This is a genomic window from Candidatus Methylacidiphilales bacterium (assembly GCA_025056655.1).
Lineage (GTDB): Bacteria > Verrucomicrobiota > Verrucomicrobiia > Methylacidiphilales > JANWVL01 > JANWVL01.
The window spans coordinates 106,130-126,582 of sequence record JANWVL010000055.1 but is presented as its reverse complement, the minus strand read 5'-3'; the positions used below and the strand labels follow the sequence as shown (position 1 = coordinate 126,582).

The 20,453-nt window shown below is 47.3% G+C and carries 19 protein-coding genes, 1 tRNA gene and 1 pseudogene; 4 read left to right on the top strand and 17 right to left on the bottom strand.

Features of this window, described 5'->3' with window-relative positions:
* Window position 1: 1 nt before the first annotated feature.
* The 14 genes from lpxA to NZM04_03185 form a co-directional block, all read right to left on the bottom strand.
* Window positions 2-802, bottom strand: coding sequence for an acyl-ACP--UDP-N-acetylglucosamine O-acyltransferase (lpxA, locus tag NZM04_03250; GenBank protein ID MCS7063056.1), 801 nt, complete (start codon window positions 800-802; stop codon window positions 2-4).
* A complete protein-coding gene (gene radC / locus NZM04_03245; GenBank protein MCS7063055.1) occupies window positions 799-1,500 on the bottom strand; it encodes a DNA repair protein RadC in 702 nt (233 codons plus the stop codon). Before radC ends, lpxA begins: the two co-directional genes overlap by 4 nt.
* Entirely contained in the window at window positions 1,497-2,801 is a 1,305-nt protein-coding gene (gene hflX, locus NZM04_03240) for a GTPase HflX (GenBank protein MCS7063054.1), read from the bottom strand. Before hflX ends, radC begins: the two co-directional genes overlap by 4 nt.
* The gene (gene miaA / locus NZM04_03235) at window positions 2,801-3,721 is read right to left on the bottom strand and encodes a tRNA (adenosine(37)-N6)-dimethylallyltransferase MiaA (GenBank protein MCS7063053.1); all 921 of its coding nucleotides are present in this window, start codon (window positions 3,719-3,721) and stop codon (window positions 2,801-2,803) included. Before miaA ends, hflX begins: the two co-directional genes overlap by 1 nt.
* A complete protein-coding gene (locus tag NZM04_03230; protein MCS7063052.1) occupies window positions 3,718-5,634 on the bottom strand; it encodes a UvrD-helicase domain-containing protein in 1,917 nt (638 codons plus the stop codon). Before NZM04_03230 ends, miaA begins: the two co-directional genes overlap by 4 nt.
* Window positions 5,621-6,367 (bottom strand): 1-(5-phosphoribosyl)-5-[(5-phosphoribosylamino)methylideneamino]imidazole-4-carboxamide isomerase, encoded by a 747-nt coding sequence (gene hisA, locus NZM04_03225; GenBank protein MCS7063051.1) that lies wholly within the window; start codon window positions 6,365-6,367, stop codon window positions 5,621-5,623. The genes NZM04_03230 and hisA overlap by 14 nt, the downstream gene beginning before the upstream one ends.
* Complete coding sequence (gene hisH, locus NZM04_03220; protein ID MCS7063050.1) at window positions 6,364-6,990, bottom strand: imidazole glycerol phosphate synthase subunit HisH; 627 nt, start codon at window positions 6,988-6,990, stop codon at window positions 6,364-6,366. Before hisH ends, hisA begins: the two co-directional genes overlap by 4 nt.
* Before the next feature lie 10 nt (window positions 6,991-7,000).
* Window positions 7,001-7,072 (bottom strand) — tRNA-Lys (locus tag NZM04_03215).
* 69 nt (window positions 7,073-7,141) lie between these two features.
* Window positions 7,142-9,715 carry an alpha-amylase family glycosyl hydrolase gene (locus NZM04_03210; GenBank protein MCS7063049.1) on the bottom strand — a complete coding sequence of 858 codons (2,574 nt, stop codon included), beginning with the start codon at window positions 9,713-9,715 and terminating at the stop codon, window positions 7,142-7,144.
* 18 nt (window positions 9,716-9,733) lie between these two features.
* A complete protein-coding gene (locus tag NZM04_03205; GenBank protein ID MCS7063048.1) occupies window positions 9,734-10,321 on the bottom strand; it encodes a hypothetical protein in 588 nt (195 codons plus the stop codon).
* A gap of 20 nt (window positions 10,322-10,341) precedes the next feature.
* Entirely contained in the window at window positions 10,342-11,469 is a 1,128-nt protein-coding gene (locus NZM04_03200) for a hypothetical protein (GenBank protein MCS7063047.1), read from the bottom strand.
* 38 nt (window positions 11,470-11,507) lie between these two features.
* Window positions 11,508-11,990: a hypothetical protein gene (locus tag NZM04_03195; GenBank protein MCS7063046.1), complete on the bottom strand. Its 483-nt coding sequence runs from the start codon at window positions 11,988-11,990 to the stop codon at window positions 11,508-11,510.
* Window positions 11,987-12,373, bottom strand: coding sequence for an addiction module toxin RelE (locus NZM04_03190; protein MCS7063045.1), 387 nt, complete (start codon window positions 12,371-12,373; stop codon window positions 11,987-11,989). Before NZM04_03190 ends, NZM04_03195 begins: the two co-directional genes overlap by 4 nt.
* 47 nt (window positions 12,374-12,420) lie before the next feature.
* Complete coding sequence (locus tag NZM04_03185; GenBank protein MCS7063044.1) at window positions 12,421-13,650, bottom strand: DUF1343 domain-containing protein; 1,230 nt, start codon at window positions 13,648-13,650, stop codon at window positions 12,421-12,423.
* A gap of 228 nt (window positions 13,651-13,878) precedes the next feature.
* Here NZM04_03185 and NZM04_03180 point away from each other — a divergent pair, with 228 nt between their 5' ends.
* Window positions 13,879-14,364, top strand: a complete 486-nt coding sequence (locus NZM04_03180; GenBank protein ID MCS7063043.1) for a hypothetical protein — start codon at window positions 13,879-13,881, stop codon at window positions 14,362-14,364.
* Between the two features lie 43 nt (window positions 14,365-14,407).
* Here NZM04_03180 and NZM04_03175 read toward each other — a convergent pair whose 3' ends face one another.
* The 3 genes and pseudogenes from NZM04_03175 to NZM04_03165 form a co-directional block, all read right to left on the bottom strand.
* Window positions 14,408-14,680, bottom strand: a complete 273-nt coding sequence (locus tag NZM04_03175) for a septum formation initiator family protein (protein ID MCS7063042.1) — start codon at window positions 14,678-14,680, stop codon at window positions 14,408-14,410.
* Between the two features lie 67 nt (window positions 14,681-14,747).
* Window positions 14,748-16,053 (bottom strand): annotated as a pseudogene (gene eno / locus NZM04_03170) (phosphopyruvate hydratase).
* Window positions 16,054-16,109: 56 nt separating this feature from the next.
* Window positions 16,110-17,915, bottom strand: coding sequence for a GreA/GreB family elongation factor (locus NZM04_03165; protein MCS7063041.1), 1,806 nt, complete (start codon window positions 17,913-17,915; stop codon window positions 16,110-16,112).
* A 102-nt stretch (window positions 17,916-18,017) separates the two neighbouring features.
* On the opposite strand from NZM04_03165, the gene NZM04_03160 reads away from it, so the two are divergent.
* The 3 genes from NZM04_03160 to NZM04_03150 are packed head-to-tail and all read left to right on the top strand — an operon-like array spanning window position 18,018 to window position 20,440.
* Window positions 18,018-19,106 carry an NAD(P)-dependent oxidoreductase gene (locus NZM04_03160; GenBank protein ID MCS7063040.1) on the top strand — a complete coding sequence of 363 codons (1,089 nt, stop codon included), beginning with the start codon at window positions 18,018-18,020 and terminating at the stop codon, window positions 19,104-19,106.
* A gap of 8 nt (window positions 19,107-19,114) precedes the next feature.
* Window positions 19,115-19,900: a hypothetical protein gene (locus NZM04_03155; protein ID MCS7063039.1), complete on the top strand. Its 786-nt coding sequence runs from the start codon at window positions 19,115-19,117 to the stop codon at window positions 19,898-19,900.
* A gap of 9 nt (window positions 19,901-19,909) precedes the next feature.
* The gene (locus NZM04_03150; protein ID MCS7063038.1) at window positions 19,910-20,440 is read left to right on the top strand and encodes a type 1 glutamine amidotransferase; all 531 of its coding nucleotides are present in this window, start codon (window positions 19,910-19,912) and stop codon (window positions 20,438-20,440) included.
* Window positions 20,441-20,453 lie beyond the last annotated feature (13 nt).

Sequence of the window (20,453 nt, the reverse complement as noted above, 5' to 3'; positions counted from 1 at the left end):
TTCACTCAGCAATAAAATCCTCGCCTTTGTAGAAACGACAAATTCCTCTCCGCGTCTTCTCAACAAACTCGATAAATTCAAATGCCTCGCTGCTTTTCCAATCCAGCCCCTTGATTTTTTCTATCGCCTGCGCGCGGTTTAATCCCTCACGATATAAAATAAAAAATATCTTCTCCAACTCTCGTCGCACTTGCTCCGAAATTCCCGCTCGTCGCAGCCCTACGCGATTCAGCCCCGAAACTGCGTTCGTTCCGACCGCCATAGCAAACGGGGGCACATCTTTGCCGACAGCAATATTCCCGCGCAAGATAGCCAGACGTCCAATTCTAACATGCTGATGCACAACTGCTGCACCGCCTAAAAAGGCACGTCGCCCCACTTTTACGTGGCCTGCAAGTAATACATGATTTACGAGCACTACTTCATCTTCCACATGACAATCATGTGCGACGTGCGCGCCAACCATAAAAAAACAGCGGCTACCAATCTGCGTTATCCCACCATCTCTCGATCCTCGATGGATGGTAACATACTCTCGGATGACGTTATTGTCTCCAATTTTCACCAAGGCATTTTCACCACGGTAATTTACATCCTGTGGATCAGCTCCAATAATTGCCCCATATCCGATTAAATTACCCTCGCCCATCTGCACTGAACCTGTCACCACTGCATGGCTTCGGATAATGCATCGATCGCCGATGATAGCGCCTGCCTCTACGACAGCTCCTGCTTCGATCCTTACATCTTGACCTAGGATCGCCTTTTCAGAAACGATGGCTTGCGAATCAATATGCGTCATAATCTCCCCGCCTCTCGAAAACTATAATACGGTAGCCCACTTGGGGAGTGTGTAGAGCCAATAATGATGTGATCTAAAAAAGCTAGGTTTAGAATTTCCGCACAACGTTTAAGTTCTCCTGTAATCTTGATATCTGCAGATGAAGGCTGTGGATCTCCTGAAGGATGATTGTGCACAAGCATGAAATTCTTGTAGCCGTGAAGAAGCACTACCCGGAGCAAATGTCGCAAGTCGACTATCGAAGAGTTCTCTGTCCCATTGTTGATTCGTTCCATCCCCATGAAAGCAAGGCGTGTATTCAGTAAAATGACCTTAACTTCTTCTCGACCGAGCATGCGCATTTCATCGCTCAAAAAATCATAAACTTTCTGTGGATTATCTAAAATTATTGGTTCGCTTCGATCTTGGCGAAGGCGCACGGCTAGCTCGAAAGCAGCTTTCAACGTTATAGCCTTAGTTTTGCCAACGCCTCGAATAGCGGCGAGCTCTTGCCATGGGGCGCGACTCAGCTGTTCGAGACTACCGTATTGTCTTAATAATTGTGCGCCGACGTTTACGGCTGATTTTCCTTTCACTCCGGTGCGTAGAAGAATAGCGAGAAGTTCCGAAATACTTAAGGCAGAAGGGCCTCGAGATGCGAGTCGTTCTCTCGGGCGTTCTTCAACGGCCATCTCAGCGATTTTCAGGTTCTCACTCATGAGTTGTTCTCATTCAACTCGTTTATCTTTAAGCTCCACTGCTTCAATTTCCCATGGAGATACCAAGGGACGTATCCCTCGATTTTAACCGACGCATCGATGTATTCCACACGCACGACTTCGCCATGATCGTAGATTTCTGCAATTCTTGTGCCTTCGCTCTGCGGAATCAACCAGTATCCGTGTTGCCGCCATTTTACTAGATGTTGAGCTAGACAATTTGTCAAGGCGTTTAGTCCTTCCTGTTTTATTGCTGAGACGGCTACGCTGTTGGGATACTCCATGAGCACGCGCTCGATGAGCCCTGCTGTCATTACGCAATCGGTCTTATTGAAAACCAAAATCTGAGTCTTATCATGCGCGCCGATTTCGCAGAGCACTTCTTTTACAGAGGCTATTTGTTCCTCAAAATGTGAATGGCTTAGATCGACTACATGCAGCAGTAAATCTGCGTTCACGACCTCTTCCAAAGTTGCTTTGAAAGATTCGATCAACTTGTGTGGCAACTTGCGAATGAAGCCAACAGTGTCTGATAAAAGTAGCTTATGTTTATTAGGAAGCTGAACTAAACGCGTAGTAGGATCCAATGTCGCAAAGAGTTGATCTGCAGCATAGACATTGGCTTGAGCGAGCCAATTAAATAGCGTGGACTTTCCGGCATTGGTGTAGCCTACTAGGGCTACCATCGGAACATTTCTGCGAAGCCGTCCGGAACGTTGCACATTTCGAACGCGCCGAACTTCTTCTAGATCCTCTTTAAGCCGAGTGATTCGTTCCTGCACTCGACGCCGATCAACCTCTAATTGGGTTTCGCCGGGGCCACGTGTTCCAATTCCACCGCTTTGGCGTGATAAGTGAGTCCACATCCTTGTGAGACGGGGTAGGAGATAATTAAGTTGAGCCAATTCAATCTGAAGCTTTCCTTCTCGCGTTCGTGCGCGTTGAGCAAAGATATCTAGAATGAGCTGAGTGCGATCAATAACTTTCCTCGAAAGAGCCTTTTCAAGATTTCTTCCCTGAGCCGGTGTCAACTCATCATCAAAAATTACAGAGTGTGCACGGCCCTGGATACAACGTTCACGAACCTCCTCGACTTTTCCCTTGCCAATGTAGTAGGGTGCTGTGGGATTAGGCAGACGCTGTAAGACTTCACCGATGACTTCGCCTCCCGCTGTTTTTACCAGCGCAGCAAGCTCCTTCATCGATTCTCGTTCAATCCATGAAGCCTCTTTATCTCGTTGCACGCCGACTAAGACAGCTCGCTCGACTTCAGTTTTACGGATAGTCGAATGTAGTTTCATCAGTCAGCTGATCTTGTGGTCATTTGCAGTATTTTATCGGCCAAAGTGTCTGTTGTTAAGCCCGATACATTTAGGATTTGCCAACACAATTCTTTTTTAAACCAAGTGTATTGTCGTTTACGATACTGCCGAGTCTCAGTGAAAATGTTCTCTTTGAGCTTCTGTAAATCAGGCTTCTGGCTTGACTCATCTTGGAGAAAGTTGGCTATCTGGCCGTAGCCAATCGCTGCATGGTTTAGAATTTTCTCTGGTGCGTATTTTTTAAGTAGTTGGCGGACTTCTTCCAGCCAGCCTTTTTTAAACATTTCCTCGATCCGATTTTGGATTCGCTCTATTTCTTCCTTTTCGTTTCGGCGGATCCAAAAATAATGCGCTTTTTTATCACTGAGCAGAGAACTATGTTGCTGCATTTGCCATTCGAGGATTGAACGCCCAGTCGCCATTTTTACAGCTAAAGCACGAATCAGTCGGCGTGGATTTTTTATGTCAATTTTTTTTGCAACTTTAGAATCTGTAGTTTGAATTAGGGCTTGCAATTCTTGAAGAGATAGGGTTTGCAGCTTATTCAGTATCTCGCAAGGGATGGGCGGGACTTCGGCGATACCTTCTCTTAGAGCTCTTAAATAAAGGCCGCTACCTCCACAGATGATCAGTGCACGATGCGAAAAATGCCTAAAATGCTCGGCTGCAGCCTTGAGGTAATCGGCAACTGAAAAGCGCTGTTCGGGTGTAGCTAGATTAAGCCCACCGTGTAGGATCTCAGCCTGCTCTTCACGAGTGGGTTTTGCCGTGCCTATGTCCATGTCCTTGTAAACCTGCATCGAGTCAGCAACAAGGATTGTTGCCCCCAGTCGCCGTGCTAGAGCAAGGGCTAACTCGCTTTTGCCGACAGCAGTAGCACCTGCTAATACGATGATCATGCGCGACGCAAGGTGATAGTTTCAATCAAGTGAGGAGGGATCTCTTCAAGAAAACGGGATGGTTTTTGCCAAAGTTCAAAATGATTACTGCCCATGCTTCTCATCATAGGGTAAATTAAATAAAGCTCACGACGGGCGCGAGTGATAGCAACATAGAAGAGCCTTCTTTCCTCCTCGAGGGTTTCCGGCTGTTCAAGGCTTTTAGCGGAGGGGAAAAGTCCGTCACAAAGCATGATGATAAACACTGTGTTCCACTCAAGCCCTTTTGCTTGATGAATCGTGCTGAGGCGAACGCGACGGCCGTCATCACTATAACCCGCAGCATTTTCGTCACCGTTCGTAAGAAGTGCCATCTGGGCTAGAAATTCTGTTGTGCTTTGGAACTGTTCAGCAAAAGATTGAAGCTGGACGAGATCCTCGAGGCGCGTCATGTAATCGGCCTCCCGTAATTGAATATAATCGCGGTAAAAGCGCTCAACAATCAATTTGATTTGCTCAGCGGGCTTATCCCTCAGCTCTGGGCTTTGTAGAGCGAGGTCCAATTCATGCCAGAGCTGAAGAGATGTGGCTGACCGCGCTGTGGCGGGCATTTGATTAAGAGGTTTACCCTCTACGAAGCTTTTCCACATCCGTCGAGCAGACTTTTCACCAATGCCTGGCATCATTTTAGCTACGCGATGAAATGATAACTCGTCTGAGCGATTAACAGCGAGTTTCAGGAAAGCAGCTACATCTTTGATGTGCATCTGCTCAAAAAAACGTAGGCCGCTAGTGATTTGAAAGGGGATTCGAGCTCGGGTCAGCTCAAGCTGAAGTTCCATTGCATGGAAGTGAGATCGATAGAGAACGGCCATTTCGCTCCATGGTTGACCTCGTTCATGGGCATGCTGTAGAGCCTGAGCAATAAAAAGGGCTTGCTCACGTCCATCACGAGCTACGACTTGAACGGGCTTGGCTCCATCGCGTATATGAGAATGCAGTTCTTTTTTGAATTGATAGCGATTGTGGGCAATCGAAGCGTTGGCTACGGCTAGTATTTGTGGTGTGCTGCGGTAATTCGTGTGAATGGTTATTTTTCGTGCATTCGGGTAGCGTTCGAGAAAAGTCAGGATATTTTTGAAGTTTGCCCCTCGCCATGAATAGATGGATTGAGCGTCATCGCCGACCACCATCAGCTGTTTGTGAGCCGAAGCCAGAGTGTCAATGAAATCAGATTGGATCTTGTTTGTGTCTTGATATTCATCTACGAGGATATGCTGAAACTCCAGCTGGTAATGTTCACATATCTTTGAGTTTTCCCGAAGCAACTGGAGCGCTAAGACGAGGAGGTCATCATAGTCTACAGCATTAAGCTTTCTTTTTTTATTTTGATAGGCGCGGAGGATGGATTGGATTTCACCTGAAAACTTTTCTAGGTGAGGGAAATCGCGCTGGAACAGTTGATCTAGTGATAGGCACTTATTGAGAGACAGGCTTTGTAGTTCTAATAGCAGTTCAGGTTTGGGGGTATCTTTTTTATCCCATCCTAATTCTTTGAGAGTCGCCTGGATAAGTTGCTTACAATCTTCACGGTCGAGTATTGTGAATTGTGTGTCCAAACCCAGAATTGATGCGTGACGGCGAAGGAGCCGGTTGGCGATATGGTGAAATGTGCCGCCCCAGAGGCCTGTAATATCATGAGGTAGTAGGTTTGCGACGCGCTCGAGCATTTCACGCGCAGCTTTGTTGGTGAAGGTCATGAGTAAGATATTTTGCGGGGCTACTCCGTTTTCGATCAGATACGCTACGCGATAAGTTAATGTCCGAGTTTTTCCACTTCCGGCACCTGCAATTACAAGCACTGGGGAGGGAGGAGAAAAGACAGCTTCGAGTTGTTCAGGGTTCAGAAATGAAGCGTAATTAATTTTGATCATCCAAAGATGCTGGAGAGGCGATTAATGCTAAAGCTTCAGAAAGATTGATTTTATGCTCGTAGAGGGCTTTGCCGATAATTGCACCATATAGAGCTTGAAGCCCCTGTAGACGCTTTAGGTCTTCTATTGAGGCGATACCGCCTGAGGCGATAATTTGGAGTGGAGTCTGATCTATTAACTTTTTAAGTGCTGAAAGGTTGGGGCCTGTGAACATTCCATCTGTTGAAATGTCTGTGTAGATAATTGTCTGAACTCCAATTTGGGCTAGTGTTTTTGCGAATTCAATAGCATCCCAACGGCTCATCTGGGTCCATCCTTGTATTGCGACATATCCATCTCGAGCGTCTATGCCGACAACGATTTTTTCAGCTCCGTGTCGTTTGATTGCTGATTGAACGAAGTCCAACGATTCTGTTGCTCGTGTGCCAAGAATCGCGCGCTTAACACCAGTTTCAAATACTTGATCCAGAGCTTCCATGCATCTGATTCCTCCGCCGAGCTGCACCGATAGTCCTGTGGTGGTGACAATGGCTTGGACGTGCTGGAGATTGCAGAGTTGACCAGTAAATGCACCATCGAGGTCGACGATATGGAGCCAATTTGCTCCTGCTTTTTTCCACCGTAGCGCTTGATCGGTAGGGTCTTGGTTATAAACGGTGCATCGGTCGCGTTTCCCTTGCTGTAGCCGCACGACTCGACCTCCGAGAAGATCTATAGCTGGGAAAAGAATCATGAGTGAAGCGCAGTATGTGAAAGATGGATGAAGTTTTCGAGGATTTTAAGGCCGACTCGTTGGCTTTTTTCAGGATGAAATTGGGTGCCGAACAAGTTTTTGTGGCCTGCAGCTGCTGCAAATGTGACACCATAGGTGCAATGAAGAATTACCGTCTCATCGAGAAGGCCTTCAGGGTAGTAGCTGTGGACGAAATAGACGGAGTCTTGTTCTCTGAGTCCATAGACTATGGGTGAGTGAGGGTTAGTGATGGTGATGGTGTTCCATCCCATGTGAGGGACTTTAAGAGTGGAGAGTTTGAATCGCACAACACGTCCCTGCAGGAGCTTTAATCCTGGAATACCTGGGGATTCTTCGCTGGATTCGAATAGGGCTTGGTAGCCTAGACAGATTCCTAAAAAGGGCCGATCGGCGGTGACCCATTCGTGTATGGCTGAGATGAGGCCAGCTTTTTGTAAATTATTCATGCAATCTCCGAAAGCTCCGACTCCTGGTAGAATGAGGCCTAGGCAATCGTTGAGATCGTCAGGAGTTAAAATTTTTTTGTGTGGGGTTTTGAGATATTCTAGGGCTTGTTCTACGCTGCGAAGATTGCCCATGCCATAATCGATCACGCCTATCATAAAAACAAAATGCCCCGGCTAGGATTCGAACCTAGAACCTAATGATTAAGAGTCATCTGCTCTACCGTTGAGCTACCGAGGCGGGCGATGATATATAATAAAATCCTAGATTGAAGCTAGCAACAGGAATTTGCGATGTGCGCTGCTTTGTTTAGGGTTTAAACTCGATAAAGTAAGGGGTGAGGGGAGGGATTGGTGGAATGAGAAGTGTGAATTGATCGCCTTCTTTTTTGATTTCTAGGGTTAATGGATCTTCGCTGCTTGTAGATAGAATTTCTTTCGCGATGGTCGTTTCTTTTAATCCCATGATTGCTGCGGCTTCTTGGGGGATGGTGAGCGGGATTTCTTGGGAGGGATTTTCTTTGTGGAGGTTGGCGATGACTATGACCGTCTTGCCTTGTGGGCCATCGGTGCGAGCATAGGTGAAAAGCCAGCGGCCCATATCTTGACTTCCGTGGACTTTGAGATTTTCACGGTTTGCGTTTTGCAAGGAAACATAATGGCCGGATTTGAAGGGTGCTTGGGCTACGATTGTGATGAGACGCGAATAAAAAGCGCGTAATTCTTTTTGCTCGGGTGAAAGTAGTCCTCCATCGTAGGAGTGGTTATTGACCCATTTTACGAGTTCAGGCACTGACCAATAGTCGAATATCGTTGTGCGACCATCGTCACCTCCAAATCCTTCGGCTCCGATGGCGGGTTCACCGACCTCTTGGCCGTGGTAAAGCATTAGTGGCGCTGAAGAAAGACCATAGAGAATGCCACAGGCTGAACGTCCAACATTCATTCCGCCTCCTCCCCACTCTTTTGGGGAAGCAATTCGGATCTCGTCGTGGTTTTCACCATAGCGGAGTGAGTTGTGGAAGATATAGGGCTGTGAGAGTTTCATGGCTTGCTCGATCTCGTTTGCGGAGGCGCCGTGGTCGTAAATGTCTTTGATTTTGTCATAGGTGGGATCGTCATAGACTGAGTCGAAACCGGCTTCGAGGAGGTCGATCATAACATTTCCCATAGAAGCTACGAGGGGGTTGCCGGAGGGAACCTTGGCGGGGTCATCGTTGTATGCTTCGGCAATGAAGATCACGTGAGGATTTCGCTCTCTTGCTCGATCGATGAGCCAACGCCAGAATTCGGGTGGGACCATGTGTGCCATGTCGCAGCGAAAACCATCCACACCGAGTTTTTGCCAATGCGCGATGACGGCGTCCATTTTACGCCATGTGTCAGGGATAGGACGGTCGGGATGCTGGCCATGGGGATATTCGCGGATGTCAGTTTTGAGGAAGTGAAAGCCGTAGTTGAGTTTTATGGTCTCATACCATGAGCCGAGGTCGGGACGCCATGTGGCTTGATTGTTTCCGGTGACCTTGCCGTGGTCCATCTCTCCCTCAAAGAGACCGTCGCATTTTATGCCAGGAATTTTGCAGGTGGGTGAAATGGGGTTTCCGTTTGGGGGATCGCAAGTGGGTAGTTTTAGAGGGGGACCGTCTTGATTGGGTTCGAGGTAGAAGAAGTTGTTGTTGGGGTCAAAAAAAACTGAACGGTCATCGCCTTGTCCGCCACGGCCTTTGGTGCCGAAGTTGTGTTCGGGTGCTACGTCTGAGTAGTAACTGCGTGCGACGTGGTTGGGCACGAAATCTATGAGTGCTTTCATGTCATGTTGATGGAGTCGGTTCACGAGGGCTTTGAATTCTTCTAGGCGGTTCTTGGGGTTCTGTGCATAGTCGGGGCAGACATCGAAATAATCTCGGATTGCGTAGGGGCTGCCTGCTAGTCCTTTGAGGAGATCGACATCGTCTGCGGGTTGCCCAATTTCGGAGTAGTCTGTGGCGGTGGCTTGTTGGATGACGCCGGTGAGCCAGATGGTGTTGAAGCCCATTTGCTTCAGGGATTGGATGGCTGCGTCGTTTATTTCATTAAATTTTCCTACGCCATTTTCTTTGAGGGTGCCATTGGGTTTGCGGGTTTCGTTGATGTTGCTGAAGGTGCGGACGAGGAGTTGGTAGATGCGCAAGCGGTCTTCTTTTGCATTGTGTCGGCGATGAAGGGTGGCGAAGGTATCGGTGGAATTTGCTGATAGGTTGAGGAGATGATGTTGGGGTAAATAGGCGTCTCCACTGGTGGGAAGGGTGTGGGGAACGCTGGAGGCGATGAGGCGTCCCCAGCCATTGTTTTCGCTCATGTCTTTGATCCAAAGTGCGAAGGGGATGGCTTGTGGATCGGGGATGTCGGTGCGAGGGATTTGGATGTGAAGGGTGTTGTTATTCCATTTTGCGGTAAAGATGTCATCTGCCTGCTGACGTTCGCTCCATAGTGTCTTTTCCCAGCTTCTAACGTAGCGGTGAAAGGTGAGGGGAGTGCCGACAACGTTGTAATGCCGGATGGCGCGGAATGAGAGAAAAGTTGTAGAACCTTCGATATCTTTTGCATAAGTTATGATTGCGGATCCTTCTTGTTTGTGGCCGATGGCGATTTGAATGGAAAGGGGACGGGAGGTGTCGAGTAGATCGCCCTGGAGTTGGACGTGGAGAGAGGTTTGATCAGGGTAGATTGAAAGTTGGATATCGCGCGTGAGTTGTTGTTGCCATGTGGGCGATGGTTTTTGGGAGGAGGAGGCTGCGTGGATGGGAGGGTTTTCTGTTAGAATGATAAACGCAGTGATTATAGAGTTGACTGGGCTGAAAATTTGAAAAAGACGTGGGAGTGATCCGTATATGAGATTCATAATGAGGTTGGAAGTGTTTTAGACGACTTCAATAGCTTGTTGTTTTGTCTTTTGTGGAGTCGTGCAATTGGGTTGTGGTGACGCAGTAAGGGGAGTGGGGTCTGAGTTGATATCGTATGAATTGGAGTGTTGCTGCAGGAGTGCGCTATTGCGGGGGATCATGTTTTCGAGATAGAAACTCGCCTGATATTTGAGGGGGATAAGTAGTGTCATTAGGGCTTCTTTCCAACTTCCATCTACAAAGTAGGGATCTCGACGGAAGTGCCCTTCGTTATCCATTTCAACCCATAGCCAAGTGTAGCTTCCGACTGAGGCTGCGAAGCCGCCAACTTGGGCAACGATCAAGCTGCGGCTGTTATCTTCGAAGACTTCGACTTGGCAGACGAGCTCTCCGCCGTCTTTGGTTTTCCAGCGTAGATCCCAATATTTTGTGCGATGATCACTAGGCCAAGTCTCTCCATTTTTCATCACTAAGAGGATAAGGGCTTGGGAAAAGCGTCTCCAGTCTTCCTCATGCCATGGGGTGGGATTCAAGATGTTTTTGGCGCGCTGTATGCGTGTTTTCCATTCCTCGATGAGTCGACGGAATTCGACAAGACTGGTCATCTTAAAACAGAGGGAGGAAATTATCTTCGTGTGGGTAGGGCAGTAGCAGCCGACGGGGATTGGGAAAGGGTGCTGGAGGGGGAGAGTCGAGTGATGAGGCGACTTAGCTCGCGATATTGTTGGTCACGTAAGTTTTTTTCTTGGCGTATTTGTGTAGCTAATGTGTCTACTTGTCCTTTGGTGCGGGTTGTAAGCTCGCGGAGCTCGCGATGTGATCGTGCTAGTTCTAAGTTTTGACGATTGAGTTCATCGATTTGTTTTTGAGCTTTGTTGAGTTCAATTTGTAAACGGTCTATACTTGCCTGTAGCGTAGAAATTCTGGAGGTGAATTTGCTTTCGACTTCGGCAATTGTTGCGCTTTGATCGTTTAGGCGATTCCAGATAACATATCCTCCGTATGTTGCTAGGGCAAAGGCTCCAATGATTAGGACCAGAAAGCTCAGACTGATGACAGTAAGAATCCGACCTATGGATTTTTGCTCAGCGGCTTGACGCTGGACGTTTTCGCGAAAGTCAATGTTCCGCAGTTTGCTTGATTGAGTGGGTGTGGAGTGAAGAGAGGGGTTCATAGAGGTGGTGTTTGTTGATGAGTTGTATTGGGTGTTGGGTTGTGGGTTTTCTGAAGGTTGAGAGGGGGGAGTGGATGAGTTTTGGGACGGAAATTCTGATTTTTCTGCTGTTGACGGGCAATTAAGTGGATTGTGGGCTGTAGATTGATTCTCTGTTGCAGGATTGGTAGAGGTAGCGGGCGCCGGTGATGAAGAGGAAGGCGGGGTAATGTTTGAGCGGGATTGGTATTTGAAAGCGCTGTATCGAGCTTTATTAATCCTGTTTTGTAGATAGGATCGGGAGGTCGGTATGGGTAAAGGATCGGGGGAAGTAGTGTTCGGAGGGGATGACGTTTGCTGATTAGTCGGCGGTGCGTTTGTGGGAGATGAATGATTGGTCTCTGATGTGGCATCAGAAGGGTGTGGGGAATTTTCACAAGGATTAACGTTGACGGTGAGTTTGGCAGTCTCCTCAAGCGCGTCGTAGAAATCAAAGAGAGAGGTTTTTTTTAATTCAGTTGTGCTCTCATCCTTTGAAGTTTCTTTTTTAGAACGGAAAGTTGAAGAAGAGGAGGAAAAGCGAGGAATTCTTGAGCTCATGTTGAGGTTAACTGATAGTGCTGATTTTTACGATGGCATCAACGATTTTTTTTGGATTGTTTTTTCAATGCTTCTATCTCTTCGGGCAAAAAGCCTCTTGGGATGAGAATTTGGCCATTGGTTATAGGGACGTCGAGCACTGGAGCGTAGATAACACGGCCGTTTAGCATGAAGACTAAGATGCGCCCTAGATTCTCACTTGTGCAAGTGGCTAGTGAAATTCTGCCACGGCGGTTTAGGGTGATTAAGGCGCCAAGCCCTTGATTGGTGATGCGTGCTTCGATTGCTTGGATGTCGTTCTCGCTGATTTCTGGGATTACGCGAACGTAAATTTTTTGTTCTGGATCGGTCAGATAAACTTCCTGCACCTGTGTAGGAGCTAAACCTGCAGCGTAGCCCGTCTCGATGTGAGCACGAAAAGTGTGCTTGGATTTGGGGGAAGCTCCTTCGCTAGTTTGTAAGCCATAGTTGTGATAGAGGAAAATTAACACAAGGCATATGAGATATGCTCTGAGGTTCATTTAGAACTGACCTTAGAAGATGAGTTTGTATCCGAAGAAAGATCGAAAAGTTTCCAGAACTCGGGGTTACTCTGTAAGGCGGTCTCTTCAGTTTGAACCAAGTTAGACCGAAAAATAAAGTCCTTTAGCGTGTTTTTGTGAAGGATGCGATGGACGAGTATGCCACGATCAGTTTTTTCGAAATAGATACGGTAGTCTTTTGTGCGATAGCGGTATAGAGTGCGGTCGTTGCGTTGTAATTTTCCAAATTTTTCGGGGTCTAGCTTGCTTAAATCACAGGGAAGAGAATAAAAATCAGAAAGGATCGAGAGTTGCAGCGATTTAGGAAGGGCTGAGAGCTCTTGCGCGCATTGCTTTTGGATAATCACTTGGAAAGGAGCCATGGGGGGAGAATTGAGTTAATTTGAGGATAAATACAAGAGCTAAAAGGTCAATATATGAGATAGGGAGCGCGTTGGCGTCTGAATTTTTCAATATCTGGAGTGTAGCTCTCGATTAGCTCTTTTGCTCCCTTGCCTGAGGCAAAATGGATTCGGATTCGATCTGTCCCACAGATTAAGTCGAACATTTGCAGGTGCTTGGGGTTGCGCTTCTCGAAACTTTTGGCTCCAAATGTTTGAGCGATAGCATCGAGAATATGGATGCCTGTATCGAAGCAATTCACTTTTCTGAAATCAACTATGTGAGGCTGAGCGCCGCTGCAGAGTTGACCGCGCAGGGCGCCATAAAATGGCCTGAAAAAAGCAGGCCTGAAACGAACACCGGGAAGCTGACGATCGTTTAAATTCCTTGCGAATCGATATGCGTCTAGCCGCGGCAGGCCTAGAATTTGAAATGGTAACGTGTATCCGATTCCATGACTAATACGACCGTGCTCACCTACGAGACCGGTCATGGCATAGAAAAAAGCGCTCTCTGGGGATGGAATGTGAGGCGATGTCGGAACCCACACCAGTCCCGTATCGTGCCAAATCATTTCTCGTTTCCAATTATGCATTGGCACCACAGTAAGTGAGGGAGATGCCTCGATCCATTTTTCCCCGATAATCATCTTTGCTAGCTCACCGATAGTAAGCCCGTGAACATAGGGAATCTCCCATTGGCCAACAAAAGATCGAAATTGCGGATCCAGCAACGGCCCTTCGATGCGATTACCACCCAATGGATTAGGACGATCCAAAACATAAAACTCAATGCCCGCTTCACCTGCCGCCTCCATAGCAAGTCCAAGTGTGCTGATGTATGTGTAACTCCTGCTCCCGATGTCCTGAATGTCGAAAACTAGCACATCGATGCCGCGTAACATCTCTGGAGTGGGTTTTCTCGTCGGCCCATAAAGTGAGTAAACAGTTAGACCTGTATATTCATCCTTAAGGGTCGGAACATATTCACCGGCCGGCTCAGCACCGTAGATCCCGTGCTCAGGCGCAAATAGGGCGACTAAATTTACTTGTGGGGCCTGTCTGAGGATATCAACTGTAGATATGCCGAGTTCGTTAACTCCGCTTTGGTTGGTAATCAGTCCGACTTTTTTACCCTCCAGACCCCTAAATTGATTACTGGCTAGGACGTCTATACCGAGCACGACGCGATTTGAGTTACTGTGCGCAGATGAGAAATTCTCAGTCAGAATAAGGGTGAATAACAAGAAACTGCGCATGATTATCTTAAAGAACGATGCGAGATGAAGATTCATGGGCAGGAGTAAGGCTTGCAGAATGTGATGATATAATGGAAAAGTCAAAACATGAGCGCGCCGTTTGGATCTCTGTATTTAATTTTCATTCTATGGATTGTTGTGACGTGGCAGCGATATTGTCAGGCTCTTACAGCACGGTGGCTTGGGGATCTTAGCCCGAGAAGTGAGGGGCGCGAATCTCTGAATCCAATGAAGCACATCGACCTCTTTGGCACCATAATTATCCCATTAATAGGGATTTTGATGATTGGGGACGTGACGTTTGAACTTGTGCCGCTCTTTGGCTGGGGGAAGCGTTTGGAATATGATAGTCGAGTATTGCGCAACGGGGCAAAAAGTGAAGTAGTTCTCGGGGCTGTTGGTATAGTTTCATTGGTATTCGTTGCAGCATTAGTTGCAATACTCGGCAAGTTATTTATTGATTCAAACAGTCTCTTCTACCCTTTAATGGGTCAGACAGTCTTCGTTGCTGTTTTTCTGGCAGTCCTTAATCTCGTGCCGCTTCCTCCATTAGAAGGCTGGACGTGGTTGCGGGTTCTGATGGGATGGCATCGTGATTTTGAGAGGATGTATGCCCCTTGGATTTTTATTGTTTTCATCATCGTGATGAATTTTACACCCTTGCTGTTTGTTATATACGGCCTATCCAAAGCACTATTTCTTGTGCTTGTGTAAGGGGTTAGCCCACTCGTGAAACACTATTTCACCGCCTGATCGTTTATGGCGTTCGAGAAGTCTGTGGTGTCGGATACGGATCAAATCTGAATATCACTTCCCCTGGTTTAGCCAAGTTTAAGCGGTCTCGGACTAACCGTTCAAAATAATGCGGAGAGTGTTGGATGAGATAAATTTCGTTTTGTAAATCTAATTGTTTTTGCCGCTCTTGTCGAATGAGTTCGGCAATTCGGTCACGTTTAGCCTGGAATTCGTTCATCTGCTTTATTTGAGGGATGAAGAGCAAGATGATGATGACGATACTAATGATCAGCAATAATATCTTGAGCGTTTGTGAAACAAACCTGATGACAGGCGAAGCGCTCATTACGTCCAGCTATAAATCAATGCCTTATGTTTGTGAAGGCGGAATTAAATTACTCCTCCATAAACAGCTGCTGATCCCAATTCTTCTTCGATTCTTAGTAGCTGATTATACTTGGCAATTCGGTCCGAACGAGAGAATGAGCCTGTCTTTATTTGCCCGACATTCAGGGCTACTGCAATATCTGCAATGGTGGAATCCTCGCTCTCTCCCGAGCGATGGCTTAAAATCGAAGTATAACCAGCCCGCTTAGCCAATTCAACAGCCTCAAATGTCTCAGTTAGCGTCCCAATCTGATTTACCTTGATAAGGATTGAGTTCGCTACCCCTAAATCTATTCCTTTTTGTAAAAACTCTACATTGGTAACGAAAAGGTCATCGCCCACTAGCTGAGTATTGTGCCCCATCTCTTGAGTGAGAATTTTCCAACCGTCCCAATCATTTTCTGCAGTTCCATCTTCAATCGAGATGATCGGGTATTTGGATTGTAGCTCTTTGTAATAAGCCACGAGCTCGGCTGCCGTGCGTCTTGATCCGTCTGATTTTTTAAATACATACTGGCGAGTCGTTTCATCGTAAAATTCACTACTCGCTACATCTAATGCAATAAATATATCTTTCCCGAGTTCGTAGCCGGCTCGCTTCACTGCCTCTGCAATGCAGTCAAATGCTTCTTCGATGGACTTGAATGCAGGGGCAAACCCTCCCTCGTCCCCCACAGCTGTAGATAAATGCCGATCACGCAAGACATCCTTCAGTGCATGAAAAGTCTCAACGCCATAACGGATCGCCTCAGAAAAAGTCGGCGCGCCCTTTGGAACGATCATAAACTCCTGAAAGTCAATAGGCGCATCACTGTGGGCGCCACCGTTGATAATGTTAGCAAGTGGCACAGGCAACGTCCGAGCCCCCGTGCCTCCTAAATAACGATATAGTGGCAGCCCTAGTGATGCGGCTGCAGCGCGCGCAGTTGCCATTGAAACACCCAGGATAGCATTCGCGCCGAGTTTGGATTTCGTTTTCGTGCCATCCAACTCAAGCATAACATGGTCAATTTCGATTTGCGCAGTGGCATCTTTGCCGATTAAAGCCGGTGCAATTACGTTCCTGACGTTTGCTACCGCTTTCATGACGGACTTACCTCGAAACCTACTTTTATCGCCATCTCGCAGTTCTAAGGCTTCATGTTCCCCTGTGCTCGCCCCAGATGGCACTATGGCAAGACCCCTAGACCCGTCCGCTAGGCGCACCTCTGCTTCTAGGGTTGGATTGCCACGGGAATCGAGCACTTGGCGAGCTAGAATCTCAGTTATGCGTGTTTTCATATTAACCTCATGGAGTAGTAGTGATTGTGCGGCAAAAATCAAGTTGCGGATGTTTTTTATTCAGTGACATAAGGTTTTATTGAGATAACTTCAGCCGTAATCGGATCGCCTTCTTCAACTTGCAAAGTTACCCATTCACCGACCTTTTTGTTTAGCAAAGCCTGCCCCAACGCAGATTGGTAGGAAATGATACCCTGGTGTGGATCGCTATCCCATGCACCAAGTATAGTATATGTGATCTCCTTTTGATCTGAGGCATTCTTCAGAGTCACCACTGTCCCGATTTTGACAGAATCCGCGATGACCCCGCGAAAATCTGTCCCTTGAGCTCGTGAGAGGGCTTCCTCAAGTTCTGCTTTGCGTCTTAACAAAACCCTTTGCATCTCTTTTGCTGCCTTAAACTCATGATTCTCTCTTAAATCACCGTAAGAGCGAGCAATAGCTATCTCTTTACTGTTGTCTGGAATTTTCTTGTTGATGAGCTCCTCTAGCTCTGCTTTCCGACGCGCTAAGCTCTCCCAAGAGACGATCAATGGAGCCTGAGCCTGTGCATTCTGAGATTTCTGTTCTTGGCCGGAGACCATCGATTCCACTTCGGGATGAAGTTTGATGATCGAGGCGAGGAAAGAACGTTTATCGAGATCTTTGAAGATTGTGCTTAACAACACAGCTCGAGTGATATCTCGGACGTCTTCGATTTCTGCTTTTTGGAGCAGATCTGTAAGCATCCCTTTATCCGAAATAAGCGCATCGTAGAGACGATTGGAGCGTTTGGTTTCCATCGCCTGCTCCCTTTCGATTATGGAGAGGATGGCTAAGATTAAATCAGGTTTGCGAAGCCGCTCCGTGCCAGGGAAACGACTTTTGCAGACCCACAACATCGATTCAGAATTTAGTCGGCGCTCCTGTATGAGCCGATTCAGGATATTCAAAAACGCCTCTGCTTGCCCTTCTTCTCGATAAAGCTCAGCGATATTTTCCGTTAATTTTTGATCACCGTAGCAGAGCAAGGTTATTGTATTAGCCTCCCATTCGTTAGGGCGACGCATCTTGATTTCCCGAAGAAGAGCGGCTTGTTGATGGGAAGAGAGTTTCTCAAAGACTTGCACCCAGCTAGATATATTCGAGGGAAGCACATCGAGCGGTTGTGGGGATAGTTCACGCTCCGATTTGCCTAAAAGTTGAGCCCAGTAATTACGGTAAAAAATAAGCTGAATACACGTCGCAAACTGCGATTTAGGGGTTTTGCTCAAAACCGATTCAATTAAACCAAGAATAGTCTGTGCTTGCGCCTCGTTATCTCGCAGAAGGGATTCATATTTCTTTAGACCCTCCAACGCCTTGATAAATTCCGCAGGCCCCTTTGCGTTCATCAAATCTTGCAACGCCTTGTCCTGGGGCAGTAAGGCCCTTTCAAGCACCTTGATTGGAGCATTTTTCTTATTCGGAATTTCAAACCGACCGCTCTTCTTTAGCAGGTTGCGCGTGTTCTCCCACCATTTCTTCCAGTCCGTTTCAGCAACAATTTCCGGACACAGAATTTCCTGTATTTTTTCGCAAGAAGCTTGAGTCTCTAATGAGCGAACGAGCCTCTCCACTAGAGCTACAGGGTCGTTGTTGGCAAGAGTGCGCAGCTCTTCGGATTTATTATATTTAAGCACTAGGACATGATCTGGCGGAAGGATTTCCAAGCTCTCCTCAGCATACTCTATGTCCATCAGATGATTGCTTTTTTGAGCAAAATCGATCACAACTTTGCCGCTCGTCGTGTCAATTTCGCGGATTTTTCCAAAACCCCAACTTTTATGTATGCAGTAAGAGCCGGTTTGCAGATCAGTCGTAGAAAATAAGGAGTCGGGCATGGCGAGAAAAATTGCCTAAATCGGGCACTTAAGGCAATCGGAAAAACCTCGACTCGGCAAAAATCGTTCCCCATTTCAGTAGAAGAGTAGTATTAGTAGACGATGCAATCTAGGGCTGTTCCATACATTCCGCCTGATGTCAGTAAAATCTTGCGTCAAGATCTCAATGGACTCCTGCATCAGCAAGCTATCCTCATCTCCGGCGGAAGCGGTTTCGTCGGCAAATGGCTCCTCGAGGTTGCCGCATGGGGTAAGGTGACGTTTGGTATTATTCCTGAATGCTTATTCGTCGTATCGCGCAGGCCCGAAAGATTGCAACTGGAGATGCCGCATCTTTTTGAGGTTTTTTCACAACGCCTCCAACTCATATCCGCAGATCTCACCCAGCCGCAATGTGTGAGCACCATTGTGGCAAAAGCTCAAGCCTGTCCGCGACGTGTGAGTCTTATCATTCATGGTGCTGCTGAAGTATCAGCGCAAGAGCTAATGAGCCGCCCTACGAGAGTAATTCCAGAAACGGTTACTGTTATGCGTCATATGCTCACCGTGGCGAATGCGCTTGGATCGCAGAAATTTCTTTTTACAAGCTCCGGCGCTGTATACGGTGTTCGAAGCCACTCTGCACCTCTTGAAGAAACTAGCTTGACAGCCCCAGATACACGTTGCTCCCAAGAAGCTTACGGCGAAGCGAAACGTTGCGCCGAAATGATGCTGGCATGTTGGGCGGCTGAAAACCCCTCCTTCGAGCCGATAATCGCTCGACTTTTTGCCTTCGTAGGCCCATATCTTTCGCTCGATTCGCACTATGCTGTCTCTTATTTTTTGCGAAGCGCTCTGCGTCGTGAACCTCTCATCGTGAGGAATCCCAGCGCTATTCGAAGCTATCAACATGGCTTTGAGATGGCAGCGATGCTCTGGAGTCTGGCAGCTCGTGGAAAACCTCGCGAGATTTATAACATCGGCTCCGACACTGCTCTGGACGTGCTTACCCTCGCAAAACAAATTGCCGATCTGTGTGGGCTACCTGTCAGGTTGGATGCTAATCTCGCAACGCCCAGTTTAGCCGGCCAGACATACCTTCCTTCGATGACTTTGACTCACGGTCTCTGTGGCTATACCAGCTGGCTTTCTATCAAAGAGGCGCTTGAGCAAACTATCTCTTGGCATCGGAGCTATTCTCTTATTGAATAAGCCAGGCTATGAAAGTCCTCATTTTATGCGGAGGTCGTGGTATCATAGACCCGCATACACACAACCGCATTTCTAAGGCCATGATTAGTATCGGTGGTAAGCCGTTGGTCTGGCACGTGATGAAATCTTTTTCGATCTTTGGGTATAACGATTTTGTTCTCGCTTTGGGTGAGGGTGGGGATGCCATCCGGAGTTACTTTATTAAATATAAAGACATGACGCATGACATCCGCATCGATGCTGCTAGCGGCACCATAGAACATCTCAACACCATCCAAGAGGAAGATTGGAAAATTACACTGGTGGACACAGGTCATGATGCACACACCGGATCACGTCTCTCTCGTTGTCAACGATACCTCGGCTCTGAGCCTTTTTTTCTCACGTATTGCGACTGTCTGTGTAATGTTCGTATCGATAAATTGTTAACTTTTCATGAGAGCTCCGGTGTCATTCTCACTGTGACAGGTGTGCAACCCCATACGCGTTTTGGCACATTTTATACAGAAGCGGGGCGTGTCACGCGTTATGATCCCCACGCTCGGTTGACAGGGCAGGGGGGCTTCATCAATGGTGGATTCATGATTTGCCAACCTGAGATCTTCAACTACGTAGAAGTCTTCAGTGAGTCCAGCATCGAGCGTGAAGTCTTCAAAAGACTTGCTGAAGAACAAGAAGTTGCTGTCTTCCCCCACACTGATTTTTGGTATGCCGTAGATACCGAGCGAGACATTCTTTATCTTAACGAACTCTACGCCCAAAACCGTCGTTTATGGTTGGCTGATTTAACCTAAGCTCAGACTATGAAACGTAACAACAAAGCTGTTATCATCATTTCTCACGCAGTTGAGGACACAGAATTCGCTTATCCCTATTATCGATTGCAGGAAGCAGGTCTCCATGTGGATGTTGCCACACGTGGGAAAATAGATGTGCAAGGCAAGTGGGGGTTGCCCATCAAAGCGACTGTGGACGCCAATCTTATCAAGGCAGCAGATTACGACGTGTTTGTTATTCCCGGTGGTTATGAGTCACCGGACCGAGTTCGACAAATTCCCAATGTCCTTGAGTGTTTACGTGAAGCTGATGCTGCTGGAAAAATTATAGCCAGCATTTGTCATGGCCCGTGGGTCCTCATTTCCGCTAAGATCGTTCGTGGGCGCCAGATGACGTGTTATGTAGGATGCAAAGATGATCTGATCAACGCAGGCGCACTTTATCAAGATGCGCCTGTTGTAGTGGATCGAAACGTCATCACAGCTCCTCACTTTCGCAACAATCCGGAGTGGATGAGAGAGACCTTAAGAGTTTATCAGATGTTGTTCCCGAAATAAGCATTCCTCTCAT

Bases quoted from the DNA above. Each gene is read 5' to 3' on its own strand.
- NZM04_03160 (MCS7063040.1), top strand. From the start codon at position 18,018: ATGCAATCTAGGGCTGTTCCATACATTCCGCCTGATGTCAGTAAAATC.
- NZM04_03205 (MCS7063048.1), bottom strand. From the start codon at position 10,321: ATGACCAGTCTTGTCGAATTCCGTCGACTCATCGAGGAATGGAAAACA.
- lpxA (MCS7063056.1), bottom strand. From the start codon at position 802: ATGACGCATATTGATTCGCAAGCCATCGTTTCTGAAAAGGCGATCCTA.
- hflX (MCS7063054.1), bottom strand. From the start codon at position 2,801: ATGAAACTACATTCGACTATCCGTAAAACTGAAGTCGAGCGAGCTGTC.
- NZM04_03190 (MCS7063045.1), bottom strand. From the start codon at position 12,373: ATGGCTCCTTTCCAAGTGATTATCCAAAAGCAATGCGCGCAAGAGCTC.
- NZM04_03155 (MCS7063039.1), top strand. From the start codon at position 19,115: ATGAAAGTCCTCATTTTATGCGGAGGTCGTGGTATCATAGACCCGCAT.
- NZM04_03230 (MCS7063052.1), bottom strand. From the start codon at position 5,634: ATGATCAAAATTAATTACGCTTCATTTCTGAACCCTGAACAACTCGAA.
- miaA (MCS7063053.1), bottom strand. From the start codon at position 3,721: ATGATCATCGTATTAGCAGGTGCTACTGCTGTCGGCAAAAGCGAGTTA.
- hisA (MCS7063051.1), bottom strand. From the start codon at position 6,367: ATGATTCTTTTCCCAGCTATAGATCTTCTCGGAGGTCGAGTCGTGCGG.
- NZM04_03165 (MCS7063041.1), bottom strand. From the start codon at position 17,915: ATGCCCGACTCCTTATTTTCTACGACTGATCTGCAAACCGGCTCTTAC.
- radC (MCS7063055.1), bottom strand. From the start codon at position 1,500: ATGAGTGAGAACCTGAAAATCGCTGAGATGGCCGTTGAAGAACGCCCG.
- NZM04_03180 (MCS7063043.1), top strand. From the start codon at position 13,879: ATGAAGCACATCGACCTCTTTGGCACCATAATTATCCCATTAATAGGG.
- NZM04_03195 (MCS7063046.1), bottom strand. From the start codon at position 11,990: ATGAACCTCAGAGCATATCTCATATGCCTTGTGTTAATTTTCCTCTAT.
- NZM04_03185 (MCS7063044.1), bottom strand. From the start codon at position 13,650: ATGCGCAGTTTCTTGTTATTCACCCTTATTCTGACTGAGAATTTCTCA.
- hisH (MCS7063050.1), bottom strand. From the start codon at position 6,990: ATGATAGGCGTGATCGATTATGGCATGGGCAATCTTCGCAGCGTAGAA.
- NZM04_03200 (MCS7063047.1), bottom strand. From the start codon at position 11,469: ATGAGCTCAAGAATTCCTCGCTTTTCCTCCTCTTCTTCAACTTTCCGT.
- NZM04_03150 (MCS7063038.1), top strand. From the start codon at position 19,910: ATGAAACGTAACAACAAAGCTGTTATCATCATTTCTCACGCAGTTGAG.
- NZM04_03210 (MCS7063049.1), bottom strand. From the start codon at position 9,715: ATGAATCTCATATACGGATCACTCCCACGTCTTTTTCAAATTTTCAGC.